The sequence below is a fragment of the Enterobacter sp. 200527-13 genome (genome assembly GCF_027924865.1).
GTDB lineage: Bacteria > Pseudomonadota > Gammaproteobacteria > Enterobacterales > Enterobacteriaceae > Enterobacter > Enterobacter ludwigii.
Genome location: NZ_BSCM01000002.1, coordinates 183,050 through 198,297, shown reverse-complemented (window position 1 = coordinate 198,297; position 15,248 = coordinate 183,050). Strand labels below are relative to the sequence as shown.

16 protein-coding genes and 3 tRNA genes are annotated in these 15,248 nt (G+C 51.2%); 13 read left to right on the top strand and 6 right to left on the bottom strand.

What is annotated here, in order from left to right; all coding sequences use genetic code 11:
- Positions 1 to 73: 73 nt before the first annotated feature.
- A complete protein-coding gene (sdiA, locus tag QMG44_RS10215) occupies positions 74 to 796 on the top strand; it encodes a transcriptional regulator SdiA (RefSeq protein WP_014170708.1) in 723 nt (240 codons plus the stop codon).
- 66 nt (positions 797 to 862) lie between these two features.
- Here the strand turns inward: sdiA and QMG44_RS10210 are convergent, their stop codons facing one another.
- A complete protein-coding gene (locus QMG44_RS10210) occupies positions 863 to 1,087 on the bottom strand; it encodes a DUF2594 family protein (RefSeq protein ID WP_003859644.1) in 225 nt (74 codons plus the stop codon).
- A gap of 466 nt (positions 1,088 to 1,553) precedes the next feature.
- Here QMG44_RS10210 and uvrY point away from each other — a divergent pair, with 466 nt between their 5' ends.
- The 6 genes from uvrY (at position 1,554) to QMG44_RS10180 (ending at position 5,090) form a co-directional block, all read left to right on the top strand.
- A complete protein-coding gene (gene uvrY / locus QMG44_RS10205; RefSeq protein WP_013096026.1) occupies positions 1,554 to 2,210 on the top strand; it encodes a UvrY/SirA/GacA family response regulator transcription factor in 657 nt (218 codons plus the stop codon).
- On the top strand, positions 2,207 to 4,039 hold the full coding sequence (gene uvrC, locus QMG44_RS10200) for an excinuclease ABC subunit UvrC (RefSeq protein WP_014170707.1): 1,833 nt from the start codon (positions 2,207 to 2,209) through the stop codon (positions 4,037 to 4,039). The genes uvrY and uvrC overlap by 4 nt, the downstream gene beginning before the upstream one ends.
- A gap of 56 nt (positions 4,040 to 4,095) precedes the next feature.
- Positions 4,096 to 4,644, top strand: a complete 549-nt coding sequence (gene pgsA, locus QMG44_RS10195; RefSeq protein ID WP_014170706.1) for a CDP-diacylglycerol--glycerol-3-phosphate 3-phosphatidyltransferase — start codon at positions 4,096 to 4,098, stop codon at positions 4,642 to 4,644.
- A 152-nt stretch (positions 4,645 to 4,796) separates the two neighbouring features.
- Positions 4,797 to 4,872, top strand: a tRNA-Gly gene (locus tag QMG44_RS10190).
- A 46-nt stretch (positions 4,873 to 4,918) separates the two neighbouring features.
- Positions 4,919 to 4,992 (top strand) — tRNA-Cys (locus QMG44_RS10185).
- Positions 4,993 to 5,003: 11 nt separating this feature from the next.
- Positions 5,004 to 5,090 (top strand) — tRNA-Leu (locus tag QMG44_RS10180).
- 269 nt (positions 5,091 to 5,359) lie between these two features.
- Here QMG44_RS10180 and fucO read toward each other — a convergent pair.
- Positions 5,360 to 6,508 carry a lactaldehyde reductase gene (gene fucO / locus QMG44_RS10175; protein WP_232937558.1) on the bottom strand — a complete coding sequence of 383 codons (1,149 nt, stop codon included), beginning with the start codon at positions 6,506 to 6,508 and terminating at the stop codon, positions 5,360 to 5,362.
- A 27-nt stretch (positions 6,509 to 6,535) separates the two neighbouring features.
- Complete coding sequence (gene fucA, locus QMG44_RS10170; RefSeq protein WP_020883353.1) at positions 6,536 to 7,183, bottom strand: L-fuculose-phosphate aldolase; 648 nt, start codon at positions 7,181 to 7,183, stop codon at positions 6,536 to 6,538.
- Between the two features lie 543 nt (positions 7,184 to 7,726).
- Between fucA and fucP the strand changes: the two genes are divergently transcribed.
- The 5 genes from fucP to fucR all read left to right on the top strand — a co-directional run bounded on the left by fucP (position 7,727) and on the right by fucR (position 13,572).
- Positions 7,727 to 9,037, top strand: coding sequence for an L-fucose:H+ symporter permease (gene fucP / locus QMG44_RS10165; RefSeq protein ID WP_044867021.1), 1,311 nt, complete (start codon positions 7,727 to 7,729; stop codon positions 9,035 to 9,037).
- 30 nt (positions 9,038 to 9,067) lie between these two features.
- On the top strand, positions 9,068 to 10,843 hold the full coding sequence (gene fucI / locus QMG44_RS10160) for an L-fucose isomerase (RefSeq protein ID WP_020883355.1): 1,776 nt from the start codon (positions 9,068 to 9,070) through the stop codon (positions 10,841 to 10,843).
- Positions 10,844 to 10,944: 101 nt separating this feature from the next.
- Positions 10,945 to 12,363 carry an L-fuculokinase gene (gene fucK / locus QMG44_RS10155; RefSeq protein ID WP_086532349.1) on the top strand — a complete coding sequence of 473 codons (1,419 nt, stop codon included), beginning with the start codon at positions 10,945 to 10,947 and terminating at the stop codon, positions 12,361 to 12,363.
- A 1-nt stretch (position 12,364) separates the two neighbouring features.
- Positions 12,365 to 12,787: an L-fucose mutarotase gene (fucU, locus tag QMG44_RS10150; protein WP_086532350.1), complete on the top strand. Its 423-nt coding sequence runs from the start codon at positions 12,365 to 12,367 to the stop codon at positions 12,785 to 12,787.
- 56 nt (positions 12,788 to 12,843) lie between these two features.
- Complete coding sequence (fucR, locus tag QMG44_RS10145; RefSeq protein WP_032678450.1) at positions 12,844 to 13,572, top strand: L-fucose operon activator; 729 nt, start codon at positions 12,844 to 12,846, stop codon at positions 13,570 to 13,572.
- A 195-nt stretch (positions 13,573 to 13,767) separates the two neighbouring features.
- On the opposite strand, the gene QMG44_RS10140 is transcribed toward fucR, so the two are convergent.
- Both QMG44_RS10140 and QMG44_RS10135 read right to left on the bottom strand, forming a co-directional pair.
- A complete protein-coding gene (locus tag QMG44_RS10140) occupies positions 13,768 to 13,995 on the bottom strand; it encodes a hypothetical protein (protein WP_014170703.1) in 228 nt (75 codons plus the stop codon).
- 57 nt (positions 13,996 to 14,052) lie between these two features.
- The gene (locus QMG44_RS10135) at positions 14,053 to 14,247 is read right to left on the bottom strand and encodes a cold-shock protein (protein WP_086532351.1); all 195 of its coding nucleotides are present in this window, start codon (positions 14,245 to 14,247) and stop codon (positions 14,053 to 14,055) included.
- Positions 14,248 to 14,372: 125 nt separating this feature from the next.
- Between QMG44_RS10135 and QMG44_RS10130 the strand changes: the two genes are divergently transcribed.
- On the top strand, positions 14,373 to 14,543 hold the full coding sequence (locus QMG44_RS10130) for a YnfU family zinc-binding protein (protein ID WP_305961753.1): 171 nt from the start codon (positions 14,373 to 14,375) through the stop codon (positions 14,541 to 14,543).
- A 297-nt stretch (positions 14,544 to 14,840) separates the two neighbouring features.
- Here the strand turns inward: QMG44_RS10130 and QMG44_RS10125 are convergent, their stop codons facing one another.
- Positions 14,841 to 15,059, bottom strand: a complete 219-nt coding sequence (locus QMG44_RS10125; protein WP_014170702.1) for a cold shock domain-containing protein — start codon at positions 15,057 to 15,059, stop codon at positions 14,841 to 14,843.
- Between the last annotated feature and the right edge of the window lie 189 nt (positions 15,060 to 15,248).

The following is a 15,248-nucleotide window of genomic DNA, read 5'->3' as shown; positions in this document are numbered from 1 at the left end:
GAAATAAGTTTTATGTGTTAGGTTATATTCACCATAATAATGAATATCATTTCAGAGGCTTCATTTAGTAAGTATGAAGGATTCAGACTTTTTCACCTGGCGACGGGAATGCTCCCTCCGGTTTCAGAAATTGACCTGTGCCGACGAGGTATATCAGGAACTTCAGCGACAAACTCAGGCGCTAGAATTCGATTATTACGCACTCTGCGTACGCCATCCCGTGCCTTTTACGCGGCCTAAGATTTCTGTGCATACCACTTATCCGCCACAGTGGCAGGCGCAATATCAGTCGAAGAATTATTTCGCCATTGACCCGGTGTTAAAACCGGAGAATTTCATCCAGGGGCATTTACCCTGGACTGACGAATTATTCGCGGATGCTGAGGAATTATGGCATAGCGCACGGGAGCACGGCTTACGTACAGGAATAACGCAGTGTCTGATGCTGCCGAATCATGCACTCGGTTTTCTGTCGGTTTCTCGTACTAGCATGCTGGAGAGCCCGCTAGACCATGAGGAAATAGAGCTGCGGTTACAACTGCTGGTGCAAGTGGCCTTAACATCGTTGATTCGATTTGAAGATGAGATGGTGATGCCGCCTGAGATGAAATTCAGCAAACGTGAACGGGAAATTCTTAAATGGACCGCGGAAGGGAAGACGTCGGCGGAAATTGCGATCATTCTCTCCATCTCAGAGAATACGGTTAACTTTCATCAGAAGAATATGCAGAAGAAATTCAATGCGCCTAACAAGACGCAGATCGCGTGTTACGCGGCGGCGACCGGGCTTATTTGAGTAGAGAGTACGTTCTGCGTGTCAGACGAGGCAACGGCTGAATGCACCGCATCCAGCCGTTTTTTATTACTGGCGGTAGGCTTGTTTAATTTGCTTAACGGTGTTGGCAAATACCGCGGATTCAGCCTGGTCTTCCATCTGCGCGATTTGTTTTTCCATTTTAATGATCACACGACCGGCGTCAGCCTGGCCCATCGCCTGTAGCATCAGCGTTAGCAGCGATTTCAGGCAGTTTACTTCCTGTGCCAGTTCCTGGTTATTCTCCGCAGTGGCAAATTCAGGTGTGCTCATTTATTTTCCTCATTATAAAACGGCGCTCGTGCGCGACGATGAAAGTCAAGGCGGCGGAGTATACCACAAGGCGCAGCAAAAAATGCAGCGGTTGTTTTTCGTACTTTTACACTGGATGTTTATTTGCGTAAACAACGCGTGCCGCTAAACTGTGCGGCGTTAATAGCGACAAATTGTTTATACCCGGTTCGCTTGCCGTTAATTATTGTTACAAAAATTTAAGAACTGTTTTTTTACGGACTCAGGCGACAGGTTTTTTGTAACTTTTTGAATACAGATGCTTAAAAAAAGCTGCACAAGCCCTGGTGGCGCGGGCTCTCTTTCCACGTTCTGTACAGCCTAATTTCCAAAAACGAGAGCGAAATCGAATAGCCGATTTTTTAACGTTTTAATCTTGTGAGGAAAACCGTTAATATAAACCAAATTATCACTCAGTAGCGTTATCCCTATTCTGGAGACATTTCCTTTGATCAACGTCCTTCTTGTTGATGACCACGAACTGGTGCGCGCAGGGATACGACGCATTCTTGAAGATATAAAAGGTATTAAAGTTGCTGGTGAGGCTTGTTGCGGCGAAGATGCCGTAAAATGGTGCCGCACTAATTCGGCCGATGTGGTGTTGATGGATATGAACATGCCCGGTATCGGTGGTCTTGAAGCAACCCGCAAAATCGCGCGTACCTTTGTTGATACAAAAGTCATCATGCTGACCGTGCATACTGAAAACCCGCTGCCCGCGAAAGTGATGCAGGCGGGCGCTGCCGGTTACCTGAGTAAAGGTGCCGCGCCGCAGGAAGTTGTCAATGCTATCCGTTCCGTGTTTGCCGGACAGCGTTACATTGCTTCCGACATTGCTCAGCAGATGGCCCTGAGTCAGATCGAACCCGAGAAAACGGAATCGCCGTTTGCCAGTTTGTCCGAGCGTGAATTGCAGATTATGCTGATGATCACCAAAGGTCAGAAGGTAAATGAGATCTCGGAACAGCTGAATCTTAGCCCGAAAACGGTGAACAGCTATCGTTATCGCATGTTCAGCAAACTGAACATTCATGGTGATGTTGAACTGACTCATCTGGCCATCCGGCATGGTTTATGTAATGCGGAGACGTTGTTAAGTCAGTGAGTGATGTGTTCGATTCAAAAGCATTTCTGAAAACCGTAACCAGCCAGCCTGGCGTCTATCGTATGTATGACGCTGGCGGTACGGTTATCTACGTGGGGAAAGCGAAAGATCTCAAAAAGCGCCTCTCCAGCTATTTTCGCAGTAACCTTGCCTCCCGCAAGACCGAAGCACTGGTCGCACTCATACAGAATATTGATGTTACCGTCACGCATACCGAGACGGAGGCGCTGCTGCTTGAGCATAACTATATTAAGCTCTATCAGCCGCGCTACAACGTGCTGTTACGCGATGATAAATCCTATCCGTTCATCTTCCTGAGTGGCGATACGCACCCCCGGCTTGCTATGCACCGCGGTGCAAAACATGCCAAGGGTGAATATTTCGGCCCGTTTCCCAACGGCTATGCCGTACGTGAGACGCTGGCGCTGCTGCAAAAAATCTTCCCTGTTCGCCAGTGTGAAAACAGTGTCTATCGCAATCGCTCGCGCCCGTGTCTGCAGTACCAGATTGGCCGCTGTCTGGGGCCATGCGTTGCCGGGCTGGTGAGTGAAGACGAGTATGCGCAGCAGGTCGAGTATGTGCGCCTGTTTTTAGCCGGGAAAGACGATCAGGTATTAACGCAGCTGATCGCCCGGATGGAGAAAGCCAGTGCAGCGCTGGAGTTCGAAGAGGCCGCGCGGATCCGCGACCAAATCCAGGCGGTGCGCAGAGTCACTGAGAAACAGTTCGTCTCGAACACCGGTGACGATCTCGACGTGATCGGCGTTGCCTTTGACGCCGGCATGGCCTGCGTGCATGTGCTGTTTATTCGTCAGGGTAAAGTGCTCGGGAGCCGCAGCTATTTCCCGAAAGTGCCGGGAGGGACGGAGCTGGGTGAGGTGGTTGAAACCTTCGTCGGCCAGTTCTATCTTCAGGGGAGTCAGATGCGCACGCTGCCATCGGAGATCCTGCTTGATTTCAATCTCGATGATAAAACGCTTTTGGCGGATTCGCTGTCAGAACTGGCTGGTCGTCGGGTTAACGTGCAGACCAAACCGCGCGGTGACCGCGCGCGTTACCTGAAGCTTGCCCGGACCAATGCGGCGACGGCGCTTACTACAAAACTGTCCCAGCAATCGACGGTCCACCAGCGTTTAACGGCACTGGCTACGCTCCTGAAGCTGCCGGAGGTTAAACGGATGGAGTGCTTCGACATCAGCCACACAATGGGCGAGCAGACCGTGGCCTCCTGCGTGGTGTTTGATGCTAACGGCCCGCTGCGCGCGGAATATCGTCGCTATAACATCACCGGGATCACGCCGGGTGATGACTATGCAGCCATGAACCAGGTGCTGCGCCGTCGCTACGGTAAAGCCATCGAAGAGAGCAAAATCCCGGATGTGATACTGATTGACGGCGGGAAAGGGCAGCTCGGGCAGGCGAAAGCCGTCTTTGACTCACTTGATGTGAGCTGGGATAAAAACCATCCGTTGCTGCTGGGTGTGGCAAAAGGGGCCGATCGTAAAGCCGGTCTGGAGACGCTCTTCTTCGAACCGGAAGGGGAGGGCTTCAGCCTGCCGCCGGATTCTCCGGCACTGCATGTTATCCAGCATATCCGCGATGAGTCACACGATCACGCCATCAGCGGGCACCGAAAAAAACGGGCGAAGGTAAAAAACACCAGTACGCTTGAGACCATTGAAGGCGTAGGGCCAAAACGCAGACAGATGTTGCTTAAATATATGGGCGGATTGCAAGGATTACTCAATGCCAGCATGGAGGAAATTGCAAAAGTGCCGGGTATTTCGCAAGCGCTGGCAGAAAAGATCTACTACTCGTTGAAACATTGAGGGCTCTGTAGCAACATAGAGCTAAATTTTACTGACAACAAACAGTTACCGTCATTATGCAATTTAATATCCCTACGTTGCTCACTCTTTTTCGCGTTGTGCTTATCCCGTTCTTTGTACTGGCGTTTTACCTGCCAGTCGTCTGGGCCCCTTTTGCCTGTGCACTGATTTTCCTGGTGGCTGCGGTTACGGACTGGTTTGACGGTTATCTGGCACGCCGCTGGAACCAAAGCACCCGCTTCGGTGCCTTCCTCGACCCGGTCGCCGATAAGGTCATGGTCGCTATCGCGATGGTGCTGGTGGCTGAGCACTACCACACGTGGTGGGTAACGCTGCCTGCAGCAACCATGATTGGTCGTGAGATCATCATCTCTGCGCTGCGTGAGTGGATGGCGGAGCTGGGTAAGCGCAGCAGCGTCGCGGTATCGTGGATTGGTAAAGTGAAAACTACCGCGCAAATGGCCTCGCTGGTCTGGATGCTCTGGCGTCCAAACGCCTGGGTTGAGTGGGCGGGGATTGGGCTGCTGTGGGTTGCTGCAGTACTGACGCTGTGGTCTATGCTGCAATATTTAAACGCTGCCCGCGGCGATTTGCTTGATCAGTGATCGTTTCGACGTAATTTTCAGCAAACGATCCGGGGATGCAAAAAATAACGTTGACTCATACCGTCATATCAGTAGAATGCAACGCATCGAACGGCGGCACAGCTAGCCGGACGATAATGAAATCAAGTGGTTAGAAGTTAACTTGATGACATGCGGGAATAGCTCAGTTGGTAGAGCACGACCTTGCCAAGGTCGGGGTCGCGAGTTCGAGTCTCGTTTCCCGCTCCAGATTAAAGACATGCGCAATAGCGGGTGTCGTGCAAAAAAGTTTTACGGCGCGTTAGCAAAGCGGTTATGTAGCGGATTGCAAATCCGTCTAGTCCGGTTCGACTCCGGAACGCGCCTCCACTTTCTTCCCTGGCCGGATGGTGGAATCGGTAGACACAAGGGATTTAAAATCCCTCGGCGTTCGCGCTGTGTGGGTTCAAGTCCCACTCCGGCTACCATGGGAAAAAGCAGAATAATCAAAGCAATAAGCAGTGTCGTGAAACCACCGAAAGGTGGTTTTTTTGTGCCTGTTTTTCGCCGTATACCCTAGTTTCACCCTTCAACTTCGCCACAATAAGAGGGCAATCATGCCCAACAATGGCCATTAGCGATAGGATCTGTCGGCGTCGGTCGTCAGCTGCGAAATCACGGTTTTAAATACTGATGGCACTGTCTCTCTGCGTCACCCGGCCCAGAAGGGTCCTCTAAACCGGGTAACGCAGTCGCACTACCAGGCGGTATGGTACAGCTCGCTAATATCTGCCAGGCTCGCTTCCCGTGGGTTGCCGGCAGTACAGACATCATCATATGCCGCCTGGGCCAGCATCGGGATATCTTCTTTTTGTACTCCAGCCTCACGCAGATGGAGCGGGATGCCCACATCGTGATTAAGCCTGAAGACGGCATCCACGGCAGCATTGCGCGCGTCCGTAAGGCTCAGCCCTTCAACCTTCACGCCCATCGCCCGTGCAATATCGCGGAATTTATCGCCGGTAAAGTCAGCGTTGTAACGCATGATATGAGGCAGCAAAATGGCATTCGCCACGCCGTGCGGTGTGTCATAAAAAGCCCCCAGCGGGTGCGCCATACCGTGAACCAGCCCCAGGCCAACGTTGGAAAAGCCCATGCCGGCAACATACTGGCCCAGCGACATCGCCTCGACGGCATCTCGATCGCCCTTGACTGAATCGCGCAGCGCGCCGGCAATAATCTCAATCGCCTTGATGTGTAGCGCATCGGTTAAGGCCCATGCACCCCGGGTAATATACCCTTCAATCGCATGGGTCAGCGCATCAACGCCGGTTGCTGCTTTCAGCACTGGCGGCATACCGTCCATCATATCTGCATCGATAAAAGCGACCTGCGGAATGTCGTGCGGATCGACGCAAACAAATTTACACCGCTTCTCTTCATCAGTGATCACGTAGTTAATGGTCACTTCAGCCGCTGTTCCGGCTGTAGTGGGAATGGCCAGAACGGGTACGCTGGGGTTACGGGTTGGGGACAGGCCTTCAAGGCTACGAACATCCTTAAACGCCGGGTTATTGCTGATAATACCGATTGCCTTACAGGTATCCTGAGGCGAGCCGCCCCCGATAGCGATAAGGTAATCTGCGCCGCTGTTCTGAAAAACACCCAGCCCTTCCTGTACTATTCCGATTGTCGGGTTAGGAAGCACGCCGGAGTATATTTCCCAGGCCAACCCCGCTTCGTCCAGCTTATCCGTGACCTTCGCCACCACGCCACACTGTATCAGCGTCCTGTCGGTGACAATCAGCGCTTTTTGATAGCCGCGACGCTTTACCTCATCGCAAAGCATCCCTGTCGCGCCCCGGCCAAACCAGGCCGTTTCGTTCAAAATCATTCTTTTCGCCATGGCATTTCTCCTGTTTGCTATGCGATGTCATTCTTCAATGCGCAGTCCGTAGGTTTTGAATTTTTCCAGCACAATGGCGATAGCATCGTCATCCAGTACCGGGACCGGATCCGTTATTGCCAGCGTGCAAAGGTACAGTTGTGCCAGTACTTCAACTTCATGCGCCAGCCACAGGGCTTTTTCCAGATTTGCTTCACAGGCAATTAAGCCGTGGTGCTGTAACAGCGTTGCTTTGCGGTTCCTGAGGGCAAAGGCGACATAATCGGACAGCTCGCGTGTCCCAAATGTGGCATATGGCGCGCAGGGTATGGAATTACCACCTGCGGCGGCAATCATGTAATGAATGGCCGGGATAGGGCGGTTAAGAATAGACACGGCGGTACAGTGCACCGCATGGTTATGCACCACCGCCTGCGCATCCGGACGCGTCTGGTAGGCGGCCATATGGAAACGCCACTCGCTGGAAGGCAGTTTGCCCTGTTCATGCTGACCGTCGGCATCAATATAAACGATGTGTGATTCCGTCAGTTTTTCATAGGGGATCCCCGTTGGCGTTATCAATATCCCGTCCTGATAGCGCACGCTGACGTTGCCAGCCGTGCCCTGATTTAGCCCCAGGCGGGTCATTTCCAGGCAGGTATCAATAATCTGCCGCGCCAGTCTATTTCGTTCCATTTTTTACCTCTCTTGATGATCTAAAGCACCAGCAGAACAAGCCTGTTGTCCTGATGAATTAACCGTATATTTGCGCACCATCTTTATAGGGAATAACGCTAAAAGAATTACGGTGGTTTCACTTTGTGATCGCCATCAATTAATAGTCGGGAATTGATCCTTATTCGATTAATTCATTTCGGTAAAAATGACCGATTCAGAAGATTTTTATTCAAACAGTCGTTTTGATGATTTTTACCGTGAAAATGCCCGTTTTCGGAGTAATACATTAAATCGGTCACTGGGGTTGTGGTTTTTAATGTTTATTTTCCCCGGCGGGGGGCGTTTTTATTAAATTTAAAGTGATAACGATCACATAAAGATATCGCGTTGCCGTTAAATGTGATTGTCATCATATTCGCCCCCCTTTTTTACATGAAAATGCATTCACGAGATCATTCCGATCGCCAGATTCGCGCCAGTAAGAGTAAAGCACCTTTTTATTTTTACCGTCTGGCAAGAAAGGAAAGTCACATTCTGACGCTTCTGACTAACGAGGGTGTTATGGGAAATACAACAATACCAACGCAGAGTTTTCGTGCGGTCAATGCCGGGCAAGCCCAGCGTTACATTATTCCTTTCGCATTACTCTGCTCACTGTTCTTTCTTTGGGCAGTCGCTAATAACCTGAATGACATTTTACTCCCACAGTTTCAGCAAGCCTTTACCCTGACAAACTTCCAGGCTGGCCTAATACAATCTGCGTTCTATTTCGGCTACTTTGTCATTCCAGTTCCTGCCGGGATACTGATGAAAAAACTCAGCTATAAGGCAGGTATCATTACCGGGCTGTTTTTATATGCTATTGGTGCTGCATTATTCTGGCCTGCGGCTGAGTTAATGAATTATACATTGTTTCTTGTCGGTCTTTTTATTATAGCGGCGGGGTTAGGTTGCCTTGAAACTGCTGCTAACCCCTTTGTGACAGTGCTGGGGCCAGAGAGTGGTGGTCATTTCCGTCTTAATCTGGCGCAAACTTTTAATTCTTTTGGCGCGATTATTGCCGTTGTGTTTGGACAAAGCCTAATTTTGTCTAACGTGCCCCATCACTCTCAGTCGGTACTCGATAAAATGACGCCAGAACAGCTAAGCATTTATAAGCACAGCCTGGTGTTATCCGTACAAACGCCTTATATGATTATCGTGGCAATTGTATTGTTGGTCGCCCTGCTGATTATGTTGACCAAATTTCCGGTCCTTCAGAGCGATAATCACGTCGACGGCACACAAAGCACATTTTCTGCCTCTCTTTCCCGTCTGGTCCGTATTCGCCACTGGCGCTGGGCGGTGCTGGCGCAATTCTGCTATGTCGGCGCGCAAACTGCCTGCTGGAGTTATCTGATCCGGTACGCTATTGAAGAGATCCCCGGTATGACGCCAGGTTTCGCCGCCAACTACCTGACCGGCACCATGGTGTGCTTCTTCATCGGTCGTTTTACCGGTACATGGCTAATCAGCCGCTTCGCACCGCATAAAGTACTGGCCGCTTATGCCCTGCTTGCCATGGTGCTATGCCTGGTCTCCGCCGTATTCGGCGGCCATTTCGGTCTACTGGCGCTAACGCTGTGCAGTGCATTTATGTCTATTCAGTACCCAACCATTTTCTCCCTTGGGATTAAGAACCTGGGTCAGGACACCAAATACGGCTCGTCATTCATCGTCATGACCATTATCGGCGGCGGGATTGTGACGCCGGTCATGGGCTTTGTCAGCGATGCTGCAGGCAATATCCCAACAGCAGAACTGGTTCCGGCAGTGTGTTTTGCCGTCATCTTCATCTTTGCCCGTTTCCGTTCGCAAGCGGCAACGAATTAAACCTGTATCCGAAAACGTGAGGGATCTGTCATGAAAAAAATCAGCTTACCGAAAATAGGTATCCGTCCGGTGATTGATGGTCGTCGTATGGGGGTTCGTGAGTCTCTGGAGGAGCAAACCCTGAATATGGCCAACGCCACCGCCGCGCTGCTCACTGAAAAGCTTCGTCACCCCAACGGCGAGCAAATTGAATGCGTCATTGCTGACGGTTGCATTGCGGGGATGGCCGAATCTGCCGCCTGTGAAGAAAAATTCAGCAGCCAGAACGTCGGCGTGACCATCACCGTGACGCCGTGCTGGTGCTACGGGAGCGAAACGATCGATATGGACCCCATGCGTCCGAAAGCCATCTGGGGTTTTAACGGGACTGAACGTCCGGGTGCCGTTTATCTGGCCGCCGCGCTGGCTGCACACAGCCAGAAAGGGATCCCGGCATTCTCTATTTATGGTCATGATGTCCAGGACGCCGACGACACCTCGATTCCCGAAGATGTTGAGGAAAAACTGCTGCGCTTTGCGCGTGCCGGTTTAGCCGTCGCCAGTATGAAAGGGAAAAGCTATCTCTCCATTGGGGGGGTGTCGATGGGGATTGCCGGTTCCATCGTCGACCCTAACTTCTTCGAATCCTGGCTGGGGATGAAGGTACAGGCAGTTGATATGACTGAACTGCGCCGCCGCATTGATCAGAAAATCTTCGATGAAACCGAACTGGAAATGGCGCTGGCTTGGGCGGACAAAAACTTCCGCTACGGCGAAGACCAGAACGCGCAGCAGTATAAGCGTAACGAAGCGCAGAACCGCGAGGTGCTGAAAGAGAGTCTGCTGATGGCGATGTGTATCCGCGACATGATGCAGGGCAACCCAGCACTGGCGGAAAAAGGGCGGGTGGAAGAATCGCTGGGCTACAACGCCATTGCGGCAGGCTTCCAGGGCCAGCGTCACTGGACCGATCAATACCCGAACGGCGATACCGCCGAAGCGTTGCTTAACAGCTCCTTTGACTGGAATGGCGTGCGTGAACCCTTTGTCGTCGCGACCGAAAATGACAGCCTCAACGGCGTGGCGATGCTAATGGGCCACCAGTTGACCGGCACAGCACAGGTGTTCGCCGACGTGCGCACCTACTGGTCTCCAGACGCGGTAGCGCGCGTGACCGGTCAACCGCTCAGCGGTCTGGCTGAGAAGGGTATTATCCACCTGATCAACTCCGGCTCTGCGGCTCTCGATGGCTCATGCAAACAGCGCGGCAGCGATGGCAAGCCAACAATGAAACCATTCTGGGACATTAGCCAGCAGGAGGTTGATGCCTGCCTGGCGGCCACCGAATGGTGTCCGGCGATACATGAATATTTCCGCGGCGGCGGTTTCTCTTCTCGCTTCCTGACCGAAGGCGGCGTGCCGTTCACCATGACCCGCGTGAATATCATCAAAGGTCTTGGCCCGGTTCTGCAGATTGCAGAAGGCTGGAGCGTGGAACTGCCGAAAGAGATGCACGATCAGCTTGACGCCCGTACCAACTCAACCTGGCCGACCACCTGGTTTGCACCACGTCTGACGGGTAAAGGTCCCTTTACCGACGTTTATTCCGTGATGGCGAACTGGGGGGCAAACCATGGCGTGCTGACCATCGGCCACGTCGGCGCTGACTTCATCACCCTGGCATCAATGCTGCGAATTCCGGTCTGCATGCATAATGTGGAAGAGTCGAAGGTCTATCGTCCTTCCGCCTGGGCTGCGCACGGCATGGATAGCGAAGGCCAGGATTACCGCGCCTGTCAAAACTATGGCCCGCTGTACAAACGTTGAGTAACGTCTTTGCCCGGTAGCGTATGTTTACCGGGCCTGTAAAACACCGAATTGCAGGCCCGATAAGCGACACGTTAGCCGGCGACGTTTCAGGAGGTGCTATGAAACAAGAGGTTATTCTGGTTCTCGACTGCGGAGCGACCAATATCCGGGCCATTGCCGTTGACCGGCAGGGCAAAATTATCGCCCGTGCCGCTACGGCCAATGCCAGCGACATCGCCATAGAAAATAGCGCCTGGCACCAGTGGTCTCTCGAGGCCATTATGCAACGCTTCGCGGACTGTTGCCGCTCGCTGAAGACGAGTCTGGCAAACTGTCGCGTTCGCGGCGTCACGGTGACCACCTTCGGCGTTGATGGCGCGCTGGTCGATGAGCACGGCAGGCTGCTCTACCCAATCATCAGCTGGAAATGCCCACGCACCACCGAAGTGATGAAAAATATTGACCGCTTGCTGTCACCTCAGCGGCTTCAGGACATTTCCGGCGTGGGGGCATTTGGCTTCAATACGCTGTATAAGCTGGTGTGGCTAAAAGAAAATCACCCGCAGCTGTTGGAACAGGCACACGCCTGGCTGTTTATCTCGTCGCTGATTAACCACCGTCTGACCGGCGAATTCACCACCGACGTTACTATGGCAGGGACCAGCCAGATGCTGGATATTCAACAGCGCGATTTCAGCCATGAAATTTTGCAGGCGGCGGGTTTGCCGCGTCGGCTCTTCCCACGTCTGGTGGAAGCCGGTGAGCTCGTCGGTAATTTACAGTCTGATGCTGCCCAATGGCTTGATCTACCCGCCGGTATCCCGGTGATTTCCACCGGACACGATACCCAGTTTGCGCTGTTTGGTGCAGGTGCCGCGCCGGATGAACCCGTCCTTTCCTCGGGAACATGGGAGATCCTGATGGTGCGCAGTGCACAGGTCAACACGCCGCTGCTCAGTCGCTACGTCGGCTCTACCTGCGAACTGGACAGCCAGCCAGGGCTGTATAACCCTGGCATGCAGTGGCTGGCATCGGGCGTACTTGAATGGGTACGTAAACTGCTTTGGACCGAAGAGACGCCCTGGCAAACGCTGATTGAGACAGCCCGCCGCATACCCATGGGGTCCGAAGGGGTGAAAATGCACTGTGATCTCCTCGGCTGTCAGCATGCAGGCTGGGAGGGCGTCACACTCAACACCACACGCGGTCATTTTTATCGCGCTGCGCTGGAGGGCCTCACCGGGCAGCTGGCGCAGAATCTGCGCACGCTGGAAAAGATCGGTCACTTCAATGCGACTGAACTGCTGCTGGTCGGCGGTGGCAGCCGTAACATGCTGTGGAACCAGATCAAAGCCAATATGCTCGGCATCCCCATCAAGGTACTTGATGATGCAGAAACCACTGTCGCGGGGGCAGCCCTGTTTGGCTGGTACGGGGTCGGAGAATTTACGAGCCCGGAACACGCCAGAGCGCAGATGCATTATCAGTACCGCTACTTCTTTCCGGAAACCGAATCTGCACCGATCGAGGGAGTTTGAGATGTTAAAAACGATTTCACCGTTAATATCACCTGAACTACTGAAAGTCATGGCCGAAATGGGCCACGGCGATGAGATTATTTTTTCTGATGCCCATTTCCCCGCCCACAGTATGGGACCGCAGGTTATACGCGCCGATGGGCTAAAGGTCAGCGAATTGCTGCATGCAATTATCCCGCTGTTTGAGCTCGACAGCTACGCGCCGCCACTGGTGATGATGGCTGCAGTTGAGGGTGACTCCCTCGATCCCCGTGTTGAGGCTCGCTATCGCGATGCGCTTTCACGTCAGGCACCCTGTCCGGCAATTACCCGCATTGACCGCTATGCGTTTTACGCACGTGCCAAAAAATCCTTTGCGATCGTTGTCACAGGGGAGTGTGCTAAATACGGGAATATTCTTTTAAAAAAGGGGGTAACGCCGTAATCTCATGCCGGTGCGCCCGCCAGCGCGGGCGTGTATCGAATGATGGGTGAGAAAAAATGAAAGAGGCACGTCAGCAAACGATAATCGACCTGTTGATTCAGCATCATAGTCTGACGACGGACGTTTTATCCACCCAGCTTAACGTCAGTAAAGAGACCATTCGCCGGGATCTCAGCGAACTGCAGGCGCAGGGAAAAGTGCTGCGCAACCACGGTCGGGCGAAATATATTCACCGGGAAAACCAGGACAGCGGTGATCCTTTTCATATTCGCCTTAAGAGCCACTTCACGCATAAAGCGGATATCGCCAGAGAAGCGCTGGAGTGGATTGAAGCCGGGATGGTCATTGCTCTGGATGCCAGCTCAACCTGCTGGTATCTTGCGCGTCAACTGCCTGACATCGATATTCAGGTCTTTACTAACAGTCACCCCATCTGCCTGGAACTGGGCAAACGTGAACAGATTCAACTTATTAGCTCCGGCGGTAAACTCGAGCGTAAGTATGGCTGCTACGTTAACCCCTCGTTGATTTCACAACTCAAACTGCTGGACATCGACCTGTTTATCTTCTCCTGCGAAGGGATAGACAGTCATGGAGGGTTGTGGGATTCCAACAGGGTCAACGCCGGCTTCAAATCGCTGCTACTCAAGCGCGCTTCTCAGTCTTTATTGTTGATAGATAAGAGTAAGTTTAACCGTTCAGGGGAGGCCCGAATTGGGCACCTGGATGAGGTAACGCATATTGTGTCTGACACACAACTGAATGAGTCAGGGCTGAGACAATAAGCCACCTGACATATTATGACGCAATTAAGTCAATTAGGGATGTGTTTATTGGCAATAGCGTTAACGTATTATACATTCCGTATAAGGTTTTTAACGTGGGGGGGGAGGGTAAACAAAAGATGTTAGCAGTACAAATAAGAAGGGGATTACCCTTGAAAAAGGGCATCTACAAGAACAGCCATACATTCAGAATAATTATAAATATTTTTTAGCCGCATCCAGAATTTCCTGAGAAGTCAGCTCCCTGTCCGACGCCACATAAACCACTTCATGATCGCCGGTCAGAGAAGGAAAACCTGCGGACATTATCTGCAGGTTTATCGCTTCACCATTCGGATATTCCTGCCGTATGGATGTAATACCCTTAAGCACGGTGACAACATTGCTCGGTTTACCATTGAAAAAGACGATGACTTTCTTCATATCTCACCTTGTTGGTCGTTATCTGCTTAAGCACCTTCTCTATGAAGGTGAGGGGAATCAGGACGGCGCGAAAATTTTTGTCTGGCTGTCAGGTCTGTCTGCGAATGTCATCGTCGATTTGCAGAAAATGCATTTAACGCCATAAGGATTTTTTTCAGACACATCAAAAATCGACGTTCTGTATTGGGAGCCATGACAACATGGGCATCTGAAGTGAATATTTAAGTTGATATCATTTACCTTTTTTAACATTAGCGGTATTTAATTTTCGAAAAAGCGTTGCATTTGTACTTTCTTTGGTTTTTGCAATCATTCGGAAATAAAAGCAAGCAATCATCTTCGTGAACGTGTATGGTGACAGTCGTTTAAATCAGGAGATGCCTATGTCAGGACGTAAAAATACACAATTCCGTCGCAATTACTTAGTTAAATGTCCATGTCCAAACTGTTCAAAAGACTCTGAGCATAGTTTCAGCCGTGTACAAAAAGGGGCTCAACTTGTCTGCCCACACTGCAGCACTCTTTTCAAAACCGCTCAAAAATTCTAAAAATGCATTTGCCAGATGATGAATTTGCGTCTTTAAAGACGATCTCATTTGGCAAAGCAACATTGAAGAAGTGATGCTTTTGGAGGTTGCCTGACCTCTTACGCACTTTGATATTTTACAAGCAGCTCGCTTCTGCTTTAAGACTCTTCGTGCAGCAGACCTGCACTTCATCACATCGGTCAGCACACTCTTTCTACGAGAAAAATATGCTGACCTGTTGCTCAGAAAAAGCCTTCTAATCCAGGACCCGTCTACTCAGGAAAAATCCATCATCGTGATCGCGGGTCCGTGATAACTTTATCTATCGCAAAGTATTACGCTTGCAGCAGCAGGGCCTTTTTCGCCACTCTGGATAGCAAATTCGACCTTCTGGCCTTCAAAGAGAGTTTTAAAATCATCGCCCTGCAGAGCAGAAAAATGCACAAACACATCTTTGCTACCATCGACAGGAGAGATAAATCCGAAACCTTTATCTTCGTTAAACCACTTAACCAAACCTATAATTCTTGAAGACATGCAGACTCCTTGTGAGTATTTGAAATGCTAAGAAACGTATAATATTAAACGTATGGACTCAAAAGGAGGGGATATCAGCGATAGCGCCTGGTTATGAGGACTGCCGGGTAAAATTTTTTACGCTCGTGTGTGGATTAAACCAACGACTTCATTAATGCATGAGGCGGGAGAATTAGCAATTTTTATTTT